Raw genomic sequence first — 16,582 nt, 5'->3', positions numbered from 1 at the left:
GCGAATCGTGACGCTGTCCACAGTCAGGTTCATTTGCGCCGCGTTGACGCGTGCTTGATCCGGCTGCTCACTTCAGTTGATAAGCCGGGTCCATCAACAACGCTTCCAGGTAGGCGCCCGCGGTCGAATCGGTTTCGATCGCGTCCACCGGCGTGAGCGGCAAGACCGCGTGCTGCATCTGCAACTCGGCCGACAATCCGGGCCTTGCCGTGGGCGCGGTGTTGTAGTGCGCGAGCCATGCGCCAATGTCGAAGCGTACGCCACCTTTGCCGCCTTGACCCGCATGGGCGATTGCGCGTTGCAGCGGCGCGCCCGTCTGCATGTCGGGCGACGTGCCGCTTGCGGCGATCCTCGCGTTCGCCGGAGTCGCCGTGCGCCGTGGACCGGCAGCCTCGGTCGCGCGGAACAGCTGCTCGACGAATTGCTTGCGGGCGAGCAGCGTGGAACTGTTGATCCATGTCGTACCGCCGGGCCACCCTTTGACGTTCGGCGGATAAAACAGATTCTCGCCGAGCGTGCGGATTTGCGAGGCGAACGGCGCGGTGTTGTCGTAGCCGATGTCGAACGCGCGCAGCGTGCCGACCACGAACTCGGCCGGCGACTTTACGAGGACGCCGCGATCGCCGTCGTCCCAGAATGCGTCGCTTAGGAAAATGCCGCGCAACGCGACCTTGATATCGTAGTGGCTCGCGCGGAACCGCGCCGCGATCGGCGCGATGCTCGACGGGTCCGGCGTATCCGAGACGAATTCGCGCCACAATCCGGTAGTCACGAAGCTGGCGGTTTCCGGCCGCGCGAGCAGGATATCGAGCACCTGATCGCCGTTGAACGGCCCGCTCTCACCAAACACCGTCTTCTCGCCGTCGTCATGCTGGTTGGGCCGCCATACGTAGGCCTGCGTGTCCGGGTCGAGACTCCATCCGGTGTAGGCACGCGCGGCCTCCGCCACATCACGCTGGGTGTAATGCCCTTCGCCAAGCGTGAACAGTTCCATCACCTCACGGGCGAAATTTTCGTTGGGCTTGCCCTTTCGATTGCTCGCGCCATCGAGGTATTGCAGCATGGCGGGATCTTTCGCGATGTCGTGCAGGAGCTCGCCGAAGTTGCCGAGCGCGTCCCGGCGCAGCAGCATGTTCTGCTGCGCCATCTGCTGCGGGTACTGCACCTTGTCCTGACCCGAGGTGAAATGGTTATGCCAGAACAGCGTCATGCGCTCGGTGAGCGGCGACGGCGTAACCAGCATCTCGCGCACCCACCACCCGCGCAATGACTCGTAGCGCTGTCCGCGCAATCGCTGCGCTTCGCGACGCTGATCGTCGGTCCAGGCCTTGCGCGTCTGGCGTGTCGGAATCGGTTCGAGGACCCAGTCGGGTAACGGCGTAACCGCCTCGGTGCGTGCACTCGCGAGTACTTTGTCGACAGCCTGCTCACGCGTGAGTCCGGTGTATTGGGCGAGCTCGCCGCTATCCGGCGCGAAGCCGATGCGGGTCAGGAAAAAGCGCGCGTCGTCTGCATCGAGAAGGCGCTGTTCGCCCTCTGAAGCCGCGCTTCCGTCAGCGGGCAGCGCATGGTGTCTGTTGTGCCTGACATGCAGTGCGCCCGACTGCATCGCGGCGGCCGGCAGACCGATCGTCACGACCGCCAGAGCAATGGCCGATACTGCGAACCGGCGGCGGCAATTACCACGTGTGAGCAATCTCATCATCGGTGATCCGAATTGACGGGAGTCATGGAACAGGCATTTGGGCGTGCCACGCGTGCACAACGCGTTTCGCATTGATATTCAACGGCAGACGGGACGGGAGGTTGCCCCTGGAAGTGCAACGAATTCTTTCACGCACAGGGCACAGACGCGGAACACGTGCCGGGGCGGGCACGAAAATGGCTACCGCTTGTAGAGTTCGCGGACGGCGTCTTCAATGTGCTGCCGTAACAGGCGCCGTTCGTCGGGCGTCATATGGCCATCACGACGGCGTTGATCGAGATCGGGGGGAACTGCGGTGCGCAAGATTGCGTCTGATGCGGGACGTTCGGGAGCCGGGTCGCGGCGTTTCGGCTTGCCCGGCCTCGGCGCATGCTCGCTCGCAGCTCTGTCGGCGGAAGGCTGGGCATGGGCGAGCGTTGGTCCCAGTGAGCCTGCAAGCGTACCGGCAACCGCCAGTGCAATAACGCTTAGGCGCACATTCGGCCAAACCCCTCCCTTCATGTTGTTCCCTTCGTGGCGCGGCAACCGGCTACCTCAAATGCGTATACAAACCCCGGTAACGGGCCGGGTACGAGAGTTTTATTCGAGTGAGTATCCACCGAACAGCCGCATTCAGTAAAGGAGTCTACCTGCCCCCGCTTTACGCCGTGCCACAGTGCGGGTAAATTTTGTAACTGACTGTAACCCAGTAAACGATGCAAACGCGCACCCCTTTCTAATCGCGCTAAGATGCCGACCATGGAAACCAAAAACCCTTCGAAAATCCTCGTCGTCGACGACGATCCGCGCCTGCGCGATCTGCTGCGCCGCTACCTCGGTGAACAGGGCTTCAATGTCTATGTCGCCGAAAATGCACCCTCCATGAACAAACTCTGGGTGCGTGAGCGCTTCGATCTGCTGGTGCTCGATCTGATGCTGCCCGGCGAAGACGGCCTGTCGATCTGCCGCCGCCTGCGCGGCAGCAACGACCGTACACCGATCATCATGCTGACGGCCAAGGGTGAAGACGTCGATCGTATCGTCGGCCTCGAAATGGGCGCTGACGACTATCTGCCCAAGCCGTTCAATCCGCGCGAACTGGTTGCGCGAATCCACGCGGTGCTGCGCCGCCAGTCCCCTTCGGAGTTGCCGGGCGCACCGTCCGAAACAACCGAGGTATTCGAGTTCGGCGAGTTCGCGCTGAATCTCGCCACCCGGACACTCACCAAGGCCGGCCAGGAAATTCCGCTCACTACGGGCGAGTTCTCGGTGCTCAAGGTGTTCGCACGTCATCCGCGCCAGCCGCTGTCGCGTGAAAAGCTCATGGAGCTCGCGCGCGGCCGTGAGTACGAAGTGTTCGACCGCAGTCTCGACGTGCAGATTTCGCGTCTGCGCAAGCTGATCGAGCCGGATCCGGGCAGCCCGCGTTTCATCCAGACGGTGTGGGGTCTGGGCTACGTGTTCATCCCCGACGGTGCAGCCTGAGTTTGTTCTCGCCTCGAGTGTCGATCAGAGTTGGCGCTTCAGCGCTTACTCTGGTCCGATGCAAAGCCATTGCCTGCTTTGATTTCAGATAAGAAGGGCCCATGCGGATCGACCGGCGCCTCCTGACGCTCGCGTTCGGCGGCCTTTTCTGGCGGACCTTTCTGTTGATCGCGCTGTTGATCGCAGTCAGTCTCGCCGCGTGGTTCCAGAGCTTTCGGGTGATCGAACGCGAGCCGCGCGCGCAGCGCGTGGCGTTGCAGCTCGTCGCCATCGTCAAGCTCACGCGTACCGCACTCCTCTATTCCGATCCCGACCTGCGGCGCGCACTGCTGCAGGATCTGGAAAGCAATGAAGGGGTGCGCGTGTACCCGCGCGAAACCACCGACAAGTACAAACTGCAACCCGACGAATCGCTGAACCGGCTGATCGAACACGACATTCGCGGCCGCCTCGGCGACGACACCGTAATTGCGCAGAGCGTGAACGACATCCCCGGCGTGTGGATCAGCTTCAAGATCGACGACGACGACTACTGGGTCGCGCTCGACCGCGATCAACTCGACAACGCCACCGGTTTGCAATGGGCCGGCTGGGGCGTGTTCGCGCTGGCGCTCTCGCTGTTCGGCGCGGCGTTCATCACGAGTCTGGTGAACCGTCCGTTCGCGCGTCTTGCTATGGCCGCGCGCAAAGTCGGCTCGGGGCAGTCGCCGGAGCCGCTGCCCGAGCGCGGCATGGGCGTGGCCGCGGAAACCAATCGCAGTTTCAACCAGATGGTGCAGGACCTCGAACAGCTCGAGGCCGACCGCGCGCTGATGCTCGCGGGCATCTCGCACGATCTGCGCACCCCGCTCGCGCGACTGCGTCTCGAGACCGAAATGAGTCCGTCGGATCAGGCCACCAAAGACGCGATGGTCGACGACATCGAGCAGATGGACATGATCATCGGCCGGTTTCTCGATTACGCGCGGCCGGTGCAGCGCGTGCCGGAACCTGTCGACCTTTCCGTGATCGCAGGAGAACTGGCCGCGCGCATGCAGAGCGAAGACAGCATGCGGCTGATTACGCGGCTCGCGCCGTCGGCGGTGATCGAGGCGGACGAGACCGACATGCGGCGGGTGGTCGGCAATCTGCTGGAAAACGCGCGCAAGTATGGCTTGAGCGACGGCGACGGCATTCCGCACGTGATCCTCGAAACGCGCGTGTCGCACTCGCGGGTCGAACTGTCCGTGGTCGACGAAGGGCCCGGCATTCCGGAAGACCAACTGGCGCTTGTCACGCGGCCGTTCTATCGTGTGAATTCGGCGCGTACCCAGGCGAACGGCACGGGCCTTGGCATGGCCATCGTCCAGCGGCTGGTGGGTCGTTACCGCGGCGCGTTGCGCTTGCGCAATCGCACGCCAGGACCGGGACTCGAAGTCACCATCGAATTTCCGCTGGCCAAGGGCGTCTGACCGAAACCGGCTCACCGCCCTGCTGCGACAGCCTGTCGCGTTGAATAATAACTATCCCGGTATTTAGTTAAAAACTATTGGATTAATAGTTTAATAGAGTTATAGTGAATCACGCGTAACGCGCTCGTCAGGACGAGCTGGTAGCCTCAACATGCTGTTTTTCCAACACACGAAGGAGCATTCGCATGAAAACCGTTGGCGATAAAGTCGAAGCGTTCACCGTCACTGCTGCAAAGCCGGGCTTCAACCATCACGAGGAAAACGGCGTCTCGGCGTTCGAAGAGATCACGGAGCAGTCGTTCCCGGGCAAGTGGAAGATCATCTATTTCTACCCGAAGGATTTCACGTTCGTGTGCCCGACGGAAATCGTCGAGTTCGCCAAGCTGGCCAAAGATTTCGAAGAACGCGACGCGGTGCTGATGGGCGGCAGCGTCGACAACGAATTCGTGAAGCTGGCATGGCGCCGTGAGCACAAGGACCTGGACAAGCTGAACCACTACGCGTTCGGCGACGTGAAAGGCGAGCTGATCGACCAGCTGGGCGTGCGCGACAAGGAAGCCGGCGTCGCGCTGCGCGCCACCTTCATCGTCGATCCGGACAATACGATCCAGCACGTATCGGTGAACAACCTGAACGTCGGCCGCAATCCGGAAGAAGTGCTGCGGATTCTCGACGGCCTGCAAACGGACGAACTGTGCCCTTGCAACCGTGCAGTCGGCGGCGCAACGCTCTAAGCCGTGCTGTCTGTCAAAAGCCCGCTAAGCTTGAACAGGCAGCGGGCTTTTTTATCGACAACCTTATAGGAGATCTCAATGGAATTCCTGTCTTCGATTAAGGCGCTTGTGCCTGACTACGCCAAAGACATCCGGCTGAATCTGGATGGCACGATTGCGCGCTCGTCGCTCGAAGGAAATGACGCTGTCGGGGTGGCGCTAGCCGCGGCATTCGCCGCGAAGAGCACGCTGATCGTCGACGCGATCCGCAACGCCGGCGTGCTGTCCCCGGAAGAAGCCAATGGCGCGCTGACCGCCGCTGCGCTGATGGGCATGAACAACGTCTGGTATCCGTATATCGAAATGACGGGCAGCGCGGATTTGAAGTCGCAGCCGGCGCAACTGCGCATGAACGCCTATGCGTCGCATGGCGGCGTGGACAAGCGGCGCTTCGAGATGTATGCGTTGGCGGCGTCGATCATCGGCAAATGCCACTTTTGCGTGAAGTCACATTTCGACACGCTGGTGGCCGAAGGTATGAGTTCGACCCAATTGCGCGACGTTGGCCGCATCGCGGCCGTGATCAACGCGACCGCGCAGTGCATCGCCGCGGAAGGCAAATAATCGCGAAATGCGCGCAGTGCAATGCCGTTCCCGCCGCTGCGCGCGTTTGTCGAGCCACTCAGTTCCTGATCAGCAGAACCGCGGCCTGAGCTTCGATACCTTCACCACGGCCGAGATAGCCGAGCTTCTCGTTGGTCTTGGCTTTGACATTGACGCGCTCGACCGGCAAACCAAGATCGGCGGCGATATTGGCCCGCATGCCCTCGATATGCGGCGCCAGCTTCGGCGCCTGCGCCACCACGCTGCTATCCACGTTGGCGATGGAAAAACCCGCCGCCGTCACGCGCGCGAAACATTCGCGCAGCAGAACCCGGCTATCCGCGCCGGCGAACTTCGCATCGGTATCCGAGAAATGGCGGCCAATGTCGCCCATCGCGGCGGCGCCGAACAGGGCGTCGGTAATGGCGTGCAGCAGCACGTCCGCATCCGAATGGCCGAGCAAACCGCGCTCATAGGGAATCGTCACGCCGCCGATAATCAACGGACGTCCCGGCACCAGCGCATGCACGTCGTACCCTTGCCCAATTCTGAAATCCATATGCGTCAAGTCCTCAAGTCCGCTCATTAAATTTGAAGTCGCCCGTCACGAAACCGCTGGCCGGCTCAGAATGGCTTCGGCCAGATCGAAGTCTTCCGGATAAGTCACCTTGAAGTTGCGCAAGCTGCCCTGCACCAGTTTCGGCGCGTGACCCAACCATTCGATCGCGCTCGCTTCGTCGGTCAGGTCGTGACCGTCGGCCTGCGCGCGCAGGATCGCCGCGCGCAACATGCCGATGCGGAACATCTGCGGCGTCTGCGCCTGCCACAAGCCGTCGCGCGCCTCGGTGCGGGCGATCCGGCCGTCGGCCGAATTCGCGTCGATGCGTTTGAGCGTGTCCGCCACGGGCAACGCCATGATGCCGCCTACCGTGTCGTCCTTCAGCGCGCCGACCAGCGTGCGGATCAGCGCAGGCGTGATGCCGGGACGCGCCGCATCGTGCACGAGTACCCAGTCGTCGTCATGGGCGCCGAACTCGGCAAGCGCGTGCAGGCCATTGAGCACCGACGCCTGGCGCGAGGCTCCGCCGCTGCGGCGCACGGCAAAACGCAAGCCGCCGAAGCGGCGCGCGTCGAAATGGGCGTCATCAGGGGCGATCACGACGAGGGTTTGCGCAAACTCGCTGCAGGCGTCGAATGCCGCCAGCGAAAAATGCAACATGTCGCGGCCGGCGACAGTGCGATATTGTTTGGGCATCGCGGCGCCGGAACGGCTGCCGGTGCCTGCGCACGGAATCAGGGCAAATAGACGGGAAGTCACGAGTGCGGATGCCGCGAAGTCAAAGTAAAGGACGGATTTTATAATAGGTCCTTCGCATCCACGCCCCGACGCGCGTAAACTTGCCGGTCACGTGTGAGCCTGAGGCCGCTTTTTCTCTTCTATGTCAGACATCGCCGCATCATCGCAGTACTCCCCGCCCGTCGCGCTCGTCAAGGCCGGCCAGCGTTTCGCCTTCGACGGCACGCACGGCTCGTCCGACGCGCTGCTGATCGCCCGCTACCATCTCGCCTATCGCGAGAAGGTGCCGCTGCTCGCGGTCGTGTGCGAAAGCGCTGTCGACGCGCAACGTTTGGCCCAGGAGATCGGCTTCTTTGCGCCCGAGGCCCGCGTACGGCTGTTGCCCGACTGGGAAACGCTGCCTTACGATACCTTTTCACCGCACCAGGATCTGGTCTCGGAGCGGCTTGCCACGCTGCACGATCTCGGCGAAGGCCGTTGCGACATCCTGCTGGTGCCCGCCACCACGGCGCTGTACCGCATGCCGCCCGCCTCGTTTCTCGCGGCTTACACGTTTTCCTTCTCGCAGGGCGAGCGCCTCGACGAAGCGAAACTCAAGTCGCAACTCACGCTGGCCGGCTATGAGCACGTGAGCCAGGTGGTGCGTCCGGGCGAATACTGCGTGCGCGGCTCGCTGCTCGATCTCTATCCGATGGGCTCGCCGTTGCCCTACCGGATCGACCTGTTCGACGACCAGGTGGACTCGATCCGCGCGTTCGACCCGGACACGCAGCGCAGCCTCTATCCGGTGAAAGACGTGCGCCTGCTGCCAGGCCGCGAATTCCCCTTCGACGAAGCCGCGCGCACCGCATTCCGCAGCCGCTGGCGCGAGACTTTCGAGGGCGACCCGAGCCGCGCTTCGATCTACAAGGACATCGGCAATAGCGTGCCGTCCGCGGGCATCGAATATTATCTGCCGCTCTTCTTCGACGACACGGCCACGCTGTTCCATTACCTGCCCGAAGGCGCGCAACTGGCATTCGTGGGCGATCTCGACGCGGCGATCCGGCGATTCACCAACGACACGAAGCAGCGCTACAACTTCCTCTCGCACGACCGCGACCGGCCGATTCTCGAGCCGCAGCGTCTGTTCCTGTCGGACGAAGATTTCTTCACGCTCGCCAAGCCGTTCGCGCGGCTCGCTCTGCCGGCCAACGCGGGCGGCGGCTGGTCGACTCCATTGCCGAACCTGGCAATCGACCGTCACGCGGAAGATCCGGTCGCGGCCTTGCGCGCCTATCTCGACACCACGCCGAACCGCGTGCTGTTCGCCACCGAATCCGCGGGCCGGCGCGAAACGCTGTTGCAACTGCTCGCCGACAATCATCTGAGACCGGCATCGAGCGACAGTTTCCAGGACTGGCTCCTTGGCGACTCGCGTTTTTCGCTGGGCGTCGCGCCGCTCGCCAACGGTTTTGCCGTGCCCGTGGACGGCATCGCGATCATCACCGAAACCGAGCTGTATGGTCCGCTCGCGCGGCGCGCGGGGCGCCGCCGCCAGGAACAGGCGAGCAACGTCGATTCGATGGTGCGCGATCTGTCCGAGCTGAAACTCGGCGATCCGGTCGTGCATTCGCAGCATGGCATCGGCCGCTATATGGGCCTCGTCACGATGGATCTCGGCGAAGGCGAGACCGAGTTCCTGCATCTCGAATATGCCGGCGACAGCAAGCTCTATGTGCCGGTCGCGCAGTTGCACGTGATCTCGCGCTATAGCGGCGCCGATCCGGAAAGCGCACCGCTGCACTCGCTCGGCTCGGGCCAGTGGGAAAAAGCCAAACGCAAAGCCGCGCAACAGATTCGCGATACGGCGGCCGAGCTGCTGAATTTATACGCGCGCCGCGCCGCGCGTTCAGGCCACGCGTTCGCACTCGAACCGAAAGACTACGTGAAGTTCGCGGAGAGCTTCGGCTTCGAGGAAACGCCGGACCAGGCCGCCGCGATCGCGGCCGTGATCGGCGACATGACGAGCGGCAAGCCAATGGATCGCCTGGTATGCGGCGACGTCGGCTTCGGCAAGACCGAAGTCGCGTTGCGTGCGGCGTTCATCGCGGTGATGGGCGGCAAGCAGGTCGCGCTCCTCTCGCCCACCACGCTGCTCGCCGAACAGCACACGCAAACCTTCACCGACCGCTTCTCCGACTGGCCGGTGCGGATTGCCGAGCTGTCGCGCTTCAAGTCCACCAAGGAAGTCAACGCCGCGATCCACCAGATCAACGAAGGCACTGTCGATATCGTGATCGGCACGCATAAGCTGCTCTCGTCGGACGTGCAGTTCAAGCGGCTCGGACTCGTGATCATCGACGAGGAACACCGTTTCGGCGTGCGGCAGAAAGAAGCGCTGAAGGCCTTGCGCGCCGAAGTGGACGTGCTCACGCTCACCGCCACGCCGATTCCGCGTACGCTCGGCATGGCGCTCGAAGGCCTGCGCGATTTCTCCGTGATCGCCACCGCGCCGCAAAAGCGCCTCGCGATCAAAACCTTCGTGCGGCGCGAGGAAGACAGCGTGATTCGCGAAGCCATGCTGCGCGAGTTGAAACGCGGCGGCCAGGTCTACTTCCTGCACAACGAAGTCGAAACGATCGAGAATCGCCGGCAAATGCTCGAAGCGCTGGTGCCCGAAGCGCGTATCGCAGTCGCGCATGGGCAGATGCATGAGCGCGAACTCGAACGCGTGATGCGCGACTTCGTGGCCCAGCGCGCCAACGTATTGCTGTGCACGACCATTATCGAAACCGGTATCGACGTGCCGAGCGCCAACACCATCCTGATCCACCGCGCCGACAAGTTCGGTCTCGCGCAGTTGCATCAGTTGCGCGGACGTGTGGGCCGTTCGCATCACCAGGCCTATTCGTATCTGCTGGTCCACGATCCGCAAGGGCTGACCAAGCAGGCACAACGCCGCCTCGAAGCGATCCAGCAGATGGAGGAACTCGGCTCGGGCTTCTATCTGGCCATGCACGACCTCGAAATTCGCGGCACGGGCGAAGTGCTCGGCGACAAGCAGTCAGGCGAAATTCACGAGATCGGCTTCCAGCTCTATACCGACATGCTGAACGACGCCGTGAAGGCGCTCAAGGAAGGCAAGGAGCCGGACCTCACCGCGCCGCTCGCCGCAACCACCGAGATCAATCTGCACGCGCCGGCGATTCTGCCCGCGGACTACTGCGGCGACGTGCAGGAGCGTCTGTCGCTCTACAAGCGGCTGGCTAATTGCGAACACAACGATTCGATCGACAGCATTCAGGAAGAGTTGATCGACCGCTTCGGCAAGCTGCCGCCGCAGGCGCATGCACTGGTGGAGACGCATCGTCTGCGGCTCGCGGCGAAACCATTGGGCATTCTGAAGATCGATGCCGGCGAAACCGTGATCGGCCTGCAATTCATCCCCAACCCGCCGATCGACGCGATGCGGATCATCGAGATGGTGCAGAAACACAGGCACATCCGGCTCGCGGGCCAGGACAAGCTGCGTATCGAAACGCGCAGCCCCGATCTCGCGGTGCGTGTCGCCACGGTGAAGGAAACCTTGCGCGCGCTCGGCACGCCGAGCCGCGGTACGGCGGCCGGCGTGGCCGCGCGATGAGGCCGGGATAGCGCCGCGTTAAAAAACGAAGCGCGAAAACGCGGCACGTCGGGCGTTTTTTCGTTCATGCTGCGGTGCGCAAACGCGCGCCGCGGCGTACGGACGGCTTTTTTTTGGGTATGATCGAAAGACTCAAATGCCGGAGTCTTGTCATGTCTTACGTCGCTGAATCAGCGCAGTCCTCTCCGCAGTCACCCCAATCGCCCGCCTCTGCATCGAATCCCGCCTCACCTGTTTCACTGCCCTGGGTCACGCGTCTCGTCTCGATGGACACGGTCAGCCGCAATCCGAATCTGGGCCTGATCGAAACCGTGCGCGACGAGTTGCGTGCCGTCGGCATCGAGGCCACGCTCACGCACGACCCGAGCGGCAAATGGGCCAACCTGTTCGCGACGATTCCCGCCCATGACGGCGAAACGAACGGCGGCGTGGTGCTGTCGGGCCATACGGACGTTGTGCCCGTGGACGGCCAGCAATGGGACAGCGATCCGTTCAAGCCGGAAATTCGCGGCGACAAGCTGTACGGCCGCGGCACCTGCGACATGAAAGGCTTCATCGGCGCGGCGCTTACGCTCGTGCCGGAGATGCAGCGCGCGAGGCTCGCGAGGCCGATTCACTTCGCCCTCTCGTTCGATGAGGAAGTGGGCTGCGCGGGCGCGCCGCTGCTGATTGCCGATCTGCTGAAGCGCGGCGTGAAACCGGACGGCTGCATTGTCGGCGAGCCGACCAGCATGCGGCCGATCGTGGCGCACAAGGGCATCAACGCCTACCAGTGCTGCGTGCGCGGTCAGGCGGCCCACTCGTCGCTCACGCCGAAGGGCTTGAACGCGATCGAGTACGCCGCGCGTCTGATCTGCTACATCCGCGACATGGCCGATCAGTTCCGCGAGCAAGGTCCGTTCGACGAACTTTACGACGTGCCCTTCACCACCGCGCAAACCAGCACGATCGTGGGCGGCAATGCGATCAATACCGTGCCGGCCGAATGCAGGTTCCAGTTCGAATTCCGCAATCTGCCCACGCTCGACCCAGAGCCGATTTTCGCGCGCATCGATCAATACGCACGCGAAACGCTGCTGCCGAAAATGTTGCGCGAGCATCCATCTGCGGCGATCGAGATTACGAAGATTGCCGCGGCGCCTGGACTCGATTCGTCTGAACAAGCGGCCATCACGCAACTGGTGCGCGCACTGACCGCCGATCAGGACAAGCGCAAGGTCGCTTACGGCACGGAAGCCGGCCTCTTCTCGCTGGCGGGCATTCCGAGCATCGTCTGCGGCCCCGGCAACATCGAGCAGGCGCATAAGGCCAATGAGTTCGTCGCGCTGGATCAGCTGGTGGCATGCGAGCGCTTCCTGCAGAAATTCATTCACAGCATGTCGGTCGAAGCGCACGCGCACTGAAACCGGCCGGCATAAAAAGAGTCTTACCCATACCGCTCCCCGCACGCCCACGCCATGTCAACTGCCGCGCCGCAACACACCGACCATACGATCGACGGCGAGCCGATCCCCACGCTCGACGACATCGCCGCGCAGCACTTTGCGTTGACGCCGTGGGTGGCTCGAACGCCGGTGTTCGACAGGCTCGACTTTCCATCGCTGGAAGGCACGCTGGTGAATTTCAAGTTCGAGCTGTTGCAGGCAGGCGGCAGCTTCAAGGCACGCGGCGCCTTCACCAATCTGCTCGCACTCGACGAATCTCAACGCAGCGCGGGCGTCACCTGCGTGTCGGGCGGCAATCATGCGGTGGCGGTCGCGTACGCGGCCATGCGGCTTGGCATCAGCGCCAAGGTCGTGCTGTTTCGCGCGGCCAATCCGGCGCGCGTGGCGCTGTGCCGGCAATATCGCGCCGACATCGTGTTCGCGGAAAACATTGCCGAGGCGTTCGAACTGGTGCGCCGTATCGAGGCCGAAGAAGGCCGTTATTTCGTGCATCCGTTCAACGGCTATCGCACGGTGCTGGGTTCGGCCACGCTCGGCTACGAATGGGCCACGCAAACGCCCGATCTCGAAGCGGTGATCGTGCCGATCGGCGGCGGCGGCCTCGCCGCGGGTGTCGCGACCGCCATGCGGCTCGCGAATCCGAACGTGCATCTTTATGGCGTGGAACCCGAAGGCGCGGACGTGATGGGCAAGAGTTTCGCCGCCAATCACACGGTCAGGATGGGCAAGATGCACGGCATTGCCGATTCGCTCATGTCGCCGCATACCGAGGAATACAGCTACGAATTGTGCCGCCGTCATATCGATCAGCTCGTCACCGTATCCGACGACCAGTTGCGCGCGGCCATGCTGACCTTGTTCGGACAACTGAAGCTCGCCGTCGAACCGGCCTGCGCCGCCGCCACCGCCGCCTTGCTCGGCCCGCTGCGCGAACAGTTGCAAGGCAAACGCGTGGGCGTTCTGCTGTGCGGCACCAATACCGACCCGGTCACATTTGCCGCGCATATAGAACGCGCGCGGCATAGCGAGTCACTGTTTCCTCAATAAAAGAAACAATCCCCGGTTCACGGCCAAAAGACTAGCCTATCGTTCTCAGGTTGGTATCATTCGAATATCGACTTCTGGGAGGAACCTCTATGAGCATGGTCAAGGAATTCAAGGAATTTGCCCTCAAGGGCAACGTGATGGATCTCGCCGTCGGTGTGATTATCGGCGGCGCATTCTCCACCATCGTCAATTCAATTGTTAAAGACCTGATCATGCCGGTTGTCGGGCTTGCCACTGGCGGCCTCGATTTTTCCAACAAGTTCATTCGTCTCGGCGCAATTCCGCCCAGCTTCAAAGGCAGCCCCGAGTCGTATAAAGACTTGCAAACGGCGGGCGTTGCCGTATTCGGTTATGGCTCGTTCATCACCGTGCTGATCAATTTCCTGATTCTCGCGTTCATCATTTTCCTGATGGTCAAATTCATCAACAATCTGCGCAAGCCGGCCGAAGCCGCACCGGCAGAACCGCCGCCCACGCCGGAAGACGTTCTGCTGTTGCGTGAAATCCGCGATTCGTTGAAGAACTCACCGCGTTAAGCATTCCGGCACGTCAGCCGCCGGTAAAGCAAAAGGCCTGTTGCGATCCGCTCGCAACAGGCCTTATTCATAGCGTGAGCCGATACCGGCAGCGCAATCGCTCAAGCCTCCTTCTGCTCCTTGCGGTTCACCGCGCCTTCGATCATTGTCTCGAGCTGGCCGAAGTTGACTGGCTTGGTCAGATGCGAAGTAAAGCCGGCGCTGAGGCAGCGGCGCACGTCTTCGTCGGTGCCGAAGCCGGTCAATGCCACCGCGGGCGCGTCCGAGTGCTCGCGGAACACCTTGATGAAGTCGAGGCCGGTGCCGTCGGGCAGACCCACGTCGCTGATCACCAGATCGAAGTCCGCCGATTGGGTGGCGGCCAGCGCGTCGTCCACCCGGCCCACGGTCGTCACCTCGTGGCCGAGGCTGCGAATCAGTTGCGCCATGACTTCAGCGGTATCCACGTGATCTTCGATCAGCAGGATGGTCAGCAGACCGGCCGGATGCACCTGGTCCGGCACTACGACAGGTGACGTGACTTCCGGCGCCGTGGCCGTCGGCAAGGTGATCGTGAAGGTCGCGCCGCAATGCGCGCCGGGGCTTTGCGCAGTCACCGTGCCGCCATGCACGTCGGTCAACGCCTTCGTGATGGCGAGCCCGAGACCGAGCCCGCCGAATTGCCGCGTCATGTTCTGGTTGCCCTGCTCGAACGCGTTGAAGAGTTTGCCGATCTGGTCCGGCTCGATGCCGATGCCCGTATCTTCGACCGCTATCTGCACGTGCATGCGTTCGTCGCGGGTGCGCACATAGATATGGCCGCCGTCCGGGGTGAACTTCGCGGCATTGCGAATCAGGTTCCACAGCATCTGCTGCAGCCGGGCGCGATCGGCCAGCACGTAATGATGCCGGGCGTTCTTATGAACGTGCACGTCCTGCTGCTTGACCTGAATCTCGCTGCGAAACAGTTCGAGCACGCTGTCCATCACGTCGTGCACGTCGACAGTTTCCAGCGAGAGCCGCAGCTTGCCGTTCGCCACCCGCGTCAGGTCGAGCAGGTCGTCGATCAGCCGCGCCTCGAGTTCGACGTTACGGCGAATCATGCGCACGCTCGCGCGCGCCTGGTCGGGCAGTTCCGGAATCATCTCCAGCACGCTGGCGCCGGCGAGCACCGGCGTGAGCGGCGTACGCAGTTCGTGCGACAGCATGGCCAGAAAGCGGTCTTTGGCGCGATTCGCTTCTTCGGCGATCTGGCGCGCGGCCTGTTCCGACGCAAGCAGACGTTCGCGCTCCTCGATCGCCTCGCGTTGCGAATGAATGTCGGTGCAACTGCCGAACCATTTGCTGATGTTGCCTTCGGCGTCGCGCATCGCCACCACGCGGACGTCGAACCAGCGGTATTCGCCGTCGTGGCGGCGAATCCGCAACTCGTGCCGGTAGTCGCCGGCATTGCCCGACACGGCCTTGAGCCAGCTGCGGCGGATCACTTCGCGGTCGTCCGGATGCACGGCGTCGAGCCAGGCGAGACCATACGAACTGCCTTCGGCAAGGCCGGTGTAGTCGTACCACTGCTTCGACAGAAAATCGCAGTCGCCCGCGGCGTTGCAGGTCATGACGAGGTGCGGCAACGCCTCCGACAAGGTGCGGTAATGCTGCTCGCGGTCGCGCAGCAGCAGGGCCTCGTCCGACGCTCGCTGCAAACGCACTTGCGAGAGCACCCGTTCGACGGCTTCGGGAAGGTAATCGAGGTAGTCGCCCGATTTCGGCACCACGTCGGACACGCCCGCGCGCAGCGCTTCGATGACACGCGATTCGTCGGTGAAACCGGTCACGAGAATGGCGGGAATCCGCACGCCTTCAGCGCGCAAATGGCGAAAGAAGTCGAGACCGGTCTCGGGCCCGCTGAGCTGATAGTCGAGCACCAGCAAATCGGGGCCGCCGCGCGCGAGACGCTCACGGGCCGCGTCGACGCCCGCGCAGATCGCGACCCGGCAGCCGGCGCGTTCCAGCGACTTGCGCGCGAGCCGCAGGATGCCTTCGTCGTCATCGACGACCAGCACATATGCGGCATGCTGCGTGGACACTTCTTCGGTCATGCGAAGTCTTCTCTGGCTAGGGTCGGCAAGTGGTCCATCTTGTCACGAGCGGCTTTCGGCCACCTTCATGCGGCCTTCCATCACGGGCCCGAAAAACGATGCCCCGAGGGCAGCTTGACCACCTGCAGGAAAAACCCGAGGCGACGCACGGCTTCAATGAAGGCATCGTATTCGACCGGCTTGGTAATGTAGACGTTGCAGCCGAGTTCGTAGCAGCGCGCGATCTCTCGCGGATCGTCGGTCGTGGTCAGTACGATCACCGGCACGGCGGCCGTCTGCGGCGACTCTTTCAGGCGCCGCAGAACTTCGAAGCCATCCACCCGCGGCATTTTCAAATCGAGCAGCACGACGAAATTCATCAGATCTTCGCGTGGCGGATAGGCGTTGACCGCGGGCGTGGCGGCGGAACTCGCGGCGGCGTCCGCCGGCGCCGGGCCGAAGAAATAATCGAGTGCCTGCTGGCCGTCGTGAAAACGGACGAACCCATTCGAAATGCCGGCACGGCGCAGATTGCGCTCGACGAGCGTCGCATGGCCGTCGTCGTCTTCGATCAGCACGATGCTGACCGTTTCCCCGTGAGTCATATGCTCTCCATGCTGAACGATTCGTTGATGCCCGCCG

14 protein-coding genes are annotated in these 16,582 nt (G+C 62.8%); 8 read left to right on the top strand and 6 right to left on the bottom strand.

From position 1 onward, the window contains the following. Positions 1 to 67: 67 nt before the first annotated feature. Together BXE_RS10565 and BXE_RS47195 are read right to left on the bottom strand one after the other, a co-directional pair. Positions 68 to 1,705, bottom strand: a complete 1,638-nt coding sequence (locus BXE_RS10565) for a DUF1800 domain-containing protein (protein ID WP_038456200.1) — start codon at positions 1,703 to 1,705, stop codon at positions 68 to 70. A gap of 180 nt (positions 1,706 to 1,885) precedes the next feature. Continuing rightward, complete coding sequence (locus BXE_RS47195) at positions 1,886 to 2,206, bottom strand: hypothetical protein (protein ID WP_081435512.1); 321 nt, start codon at positions 2,204 to 2,206, stop codon at positions 1,886 to 1,888. Positions 2,207 to 2,434: 228 nt separating this feature from the next. Here BXE_RS47195 and ompR point away from each other — a divergent pair, with 228 nt between their 5' ends. The 4 genes from ompR (at position 2,435) to BXE_RS10545 (ending at position 5,957) form a co-directional block, all read left to right on the top strand. Next, complete coding sequence (gene ompR, locus BXE_RS10560; RefSeq protein ID WP_006048917.1) at positions 2,435 to 3,169, top strand: osmolarity response regulator transcription factor OmpR; 735 nt, start codon at positions 2,435 to 2,437, stop codon at positions 3,167 to 3,169. A 101-nt stretch (positions 3,170 to 3,270) separates the two neighbouring features. Beyond that, positions 3,271 to 4,620 (top strand): ATP-binding protein, encoded by a 1,350-nt coding sequence (locus tag BXE_RS10555; protein ID WP_007182020.1) that lies wholly within the window; start codon positions 3,271 to 3,273, stop codon positions 4,618 to 4,620. Between the two features lie 185 nt (positions 4,621 to 4,805). Next, positions 4,806 to 5,354, top strand: a complete 549-nt coding sequence (locus tag BXE_RS10550) for a peroxiredoxin (RefSeq protein WP_007182021.1) — start codon at positions 4,806 to 4,808, stop codon at positions 5,352 to 5,354. Between the two features lie 78 nt (positions 5,355 to 5,432). Further along, entirely contained in the window at positions 5,433 to 5,957 is a 525-nt protein-coding gene (locus BXE_RS10545; RefSeq protein WP_011488291.1) for a carboxymuconolactone decarboxylase family protein, read from the top strand. A 58-nt stretch (positions 5,958 to 6,015) separates the two neighbouring features. Here the strand turns inward: BXE_RS10545 and ispF are convergent, their stop codons facing one another. Both ispF and ispD read right to left on the bottom strand, forming a co-directional pair. Next, complete coding sequence (ispF, locus tag BXE_RS10540) at positions 6,016 to 6,495, bottom strand: 2-C-methyl-D-erythritol 2,4-cyclodiphosphate synthase (RefSeq protein WP_011488290.1); 480 nt, start codon at positions 6,493 to 6,495, stop codon at positions 6,016 to 6,018. A gap of 45 nt (positions 6,496 to 6,540) precedes the next feature. Next, on the bottom strand, positions 6,541 to 7,254 hold the full coding sequence (gene ispD, locus BXE_RS10535; protein ID WP_011488289.1) for a 2-C-methyl-D-erythritol 4-phosphate cytidylyltransferase: 714 nt from the start codon (positions 7,252 to 7,254) through the stop codon (positions 6,541 to 6,543). A gap of 121 nt (positions 7,255 to 7,375) precedes the next feature. On the opposite strand from ispD, the gene mfd reads away from it, so the two are divergent. The 4 genes from mfd (at position 7,376) to mscL (ending at position 13,886) form a co-directional block, all read left to right on the top strand. After that, entirely contained in the window at positions 7,376 to 10,858 is a 3,483-nt protein-coding gene (mfd, locus tag BXE_RS10530) for a transcription-repair coupling factor (RefSeq protein ID WP_011488288.1), read from the top strand. Positions 10,859 to 11,010: 152 nt separating this feature from the next. Continuing rightward, positions 11,011 to 12,261 (top strand): acetylornithine deacetylase, encoded by a 1,251-nt coding sequence (gene argE, locus BXE_RS10525; RefSeq protein WP_011488287.1) that lies wholly within the window; start codon positions 11,011 to 11,013, stop codon positions 12,259 to 12,261. Between the two features lie 54 nt (positions 12,262 to 12,315). After that, positions 12,316 to 13,350 carry a pyridoxal-phosphate dependent enzyme gene (locus BXE_RS10520; protein WP_011488286.1) on the top strand — a complete coding sequence of 345 codons (1,035 nt, stop codon included), beginning with the start codon at positions 12,316 to 12,318 and terminating at the stop codon, positions 13,348 to 13,350. An 89-nt stretch (positions 13,351 to 13,439) separates the two neighbouring features. After that, positions 13,440 to 13,886, top strand: a complete 447-nt coding sequence (gene mscL / locus BXE_RS10515) for a large conductance mechanosensitive channel protein MscL (protein WP_011488285.1) — start codon at positions 13,440 to 13,442, stop codon at positions 13,884 to 13,886. 101 nt (positions 13,887 to 13,987) lie between these two features. Here mscL and BXE_RS10510 read toward each other — a convergent pair whose 3' ends face one another. Both BXE_RS10510 and BXE_RS10505 read right to left on the bottom strand, forming a co-directional pair. Further along, positions 13,988 to 15,961: a hybrid sensor histidine kinase/response regulator gene (locus BXE_RS10510; RefSeq protein WP_011488284.1), complete on the bottom strand. Its 1,974-nt coding sequence runs from the start codon at positions 15,959 to 15,961 to the stop codon at positions 13,988 to 13,990. 80 nt (positions 15,962 to 16,041) lie between these two features. Further along, a complete protein-coding gene (locus BXE_RS10505) occupies positions 16,042 to 16,545 on the bottom strand; it encodes a response regulator (protein WP_011488283.1) in 504 nt (167 codons plus the stop codon). Positions 16,546 to 16,582 lie beyond the last annotated feature (37 nt).

The organism is Paraburkholderia xenovorans LB400, from assembly GCF_000013645.1.
In the GTDB taxonomy this organism is placed as follows: domain Bacteria; phylum Pseudomonadota; class Gammaproteobacteria; order Burkholderiales; family Burkholderiaceae; genus Paraburkholderia; species Paraburkholderia xenovorans.
The sequence above is the reverse complement of the archived record's forward strand: the minus strand, read 5'-3'. Positions and strand labels throughout refer to the sequence as shown.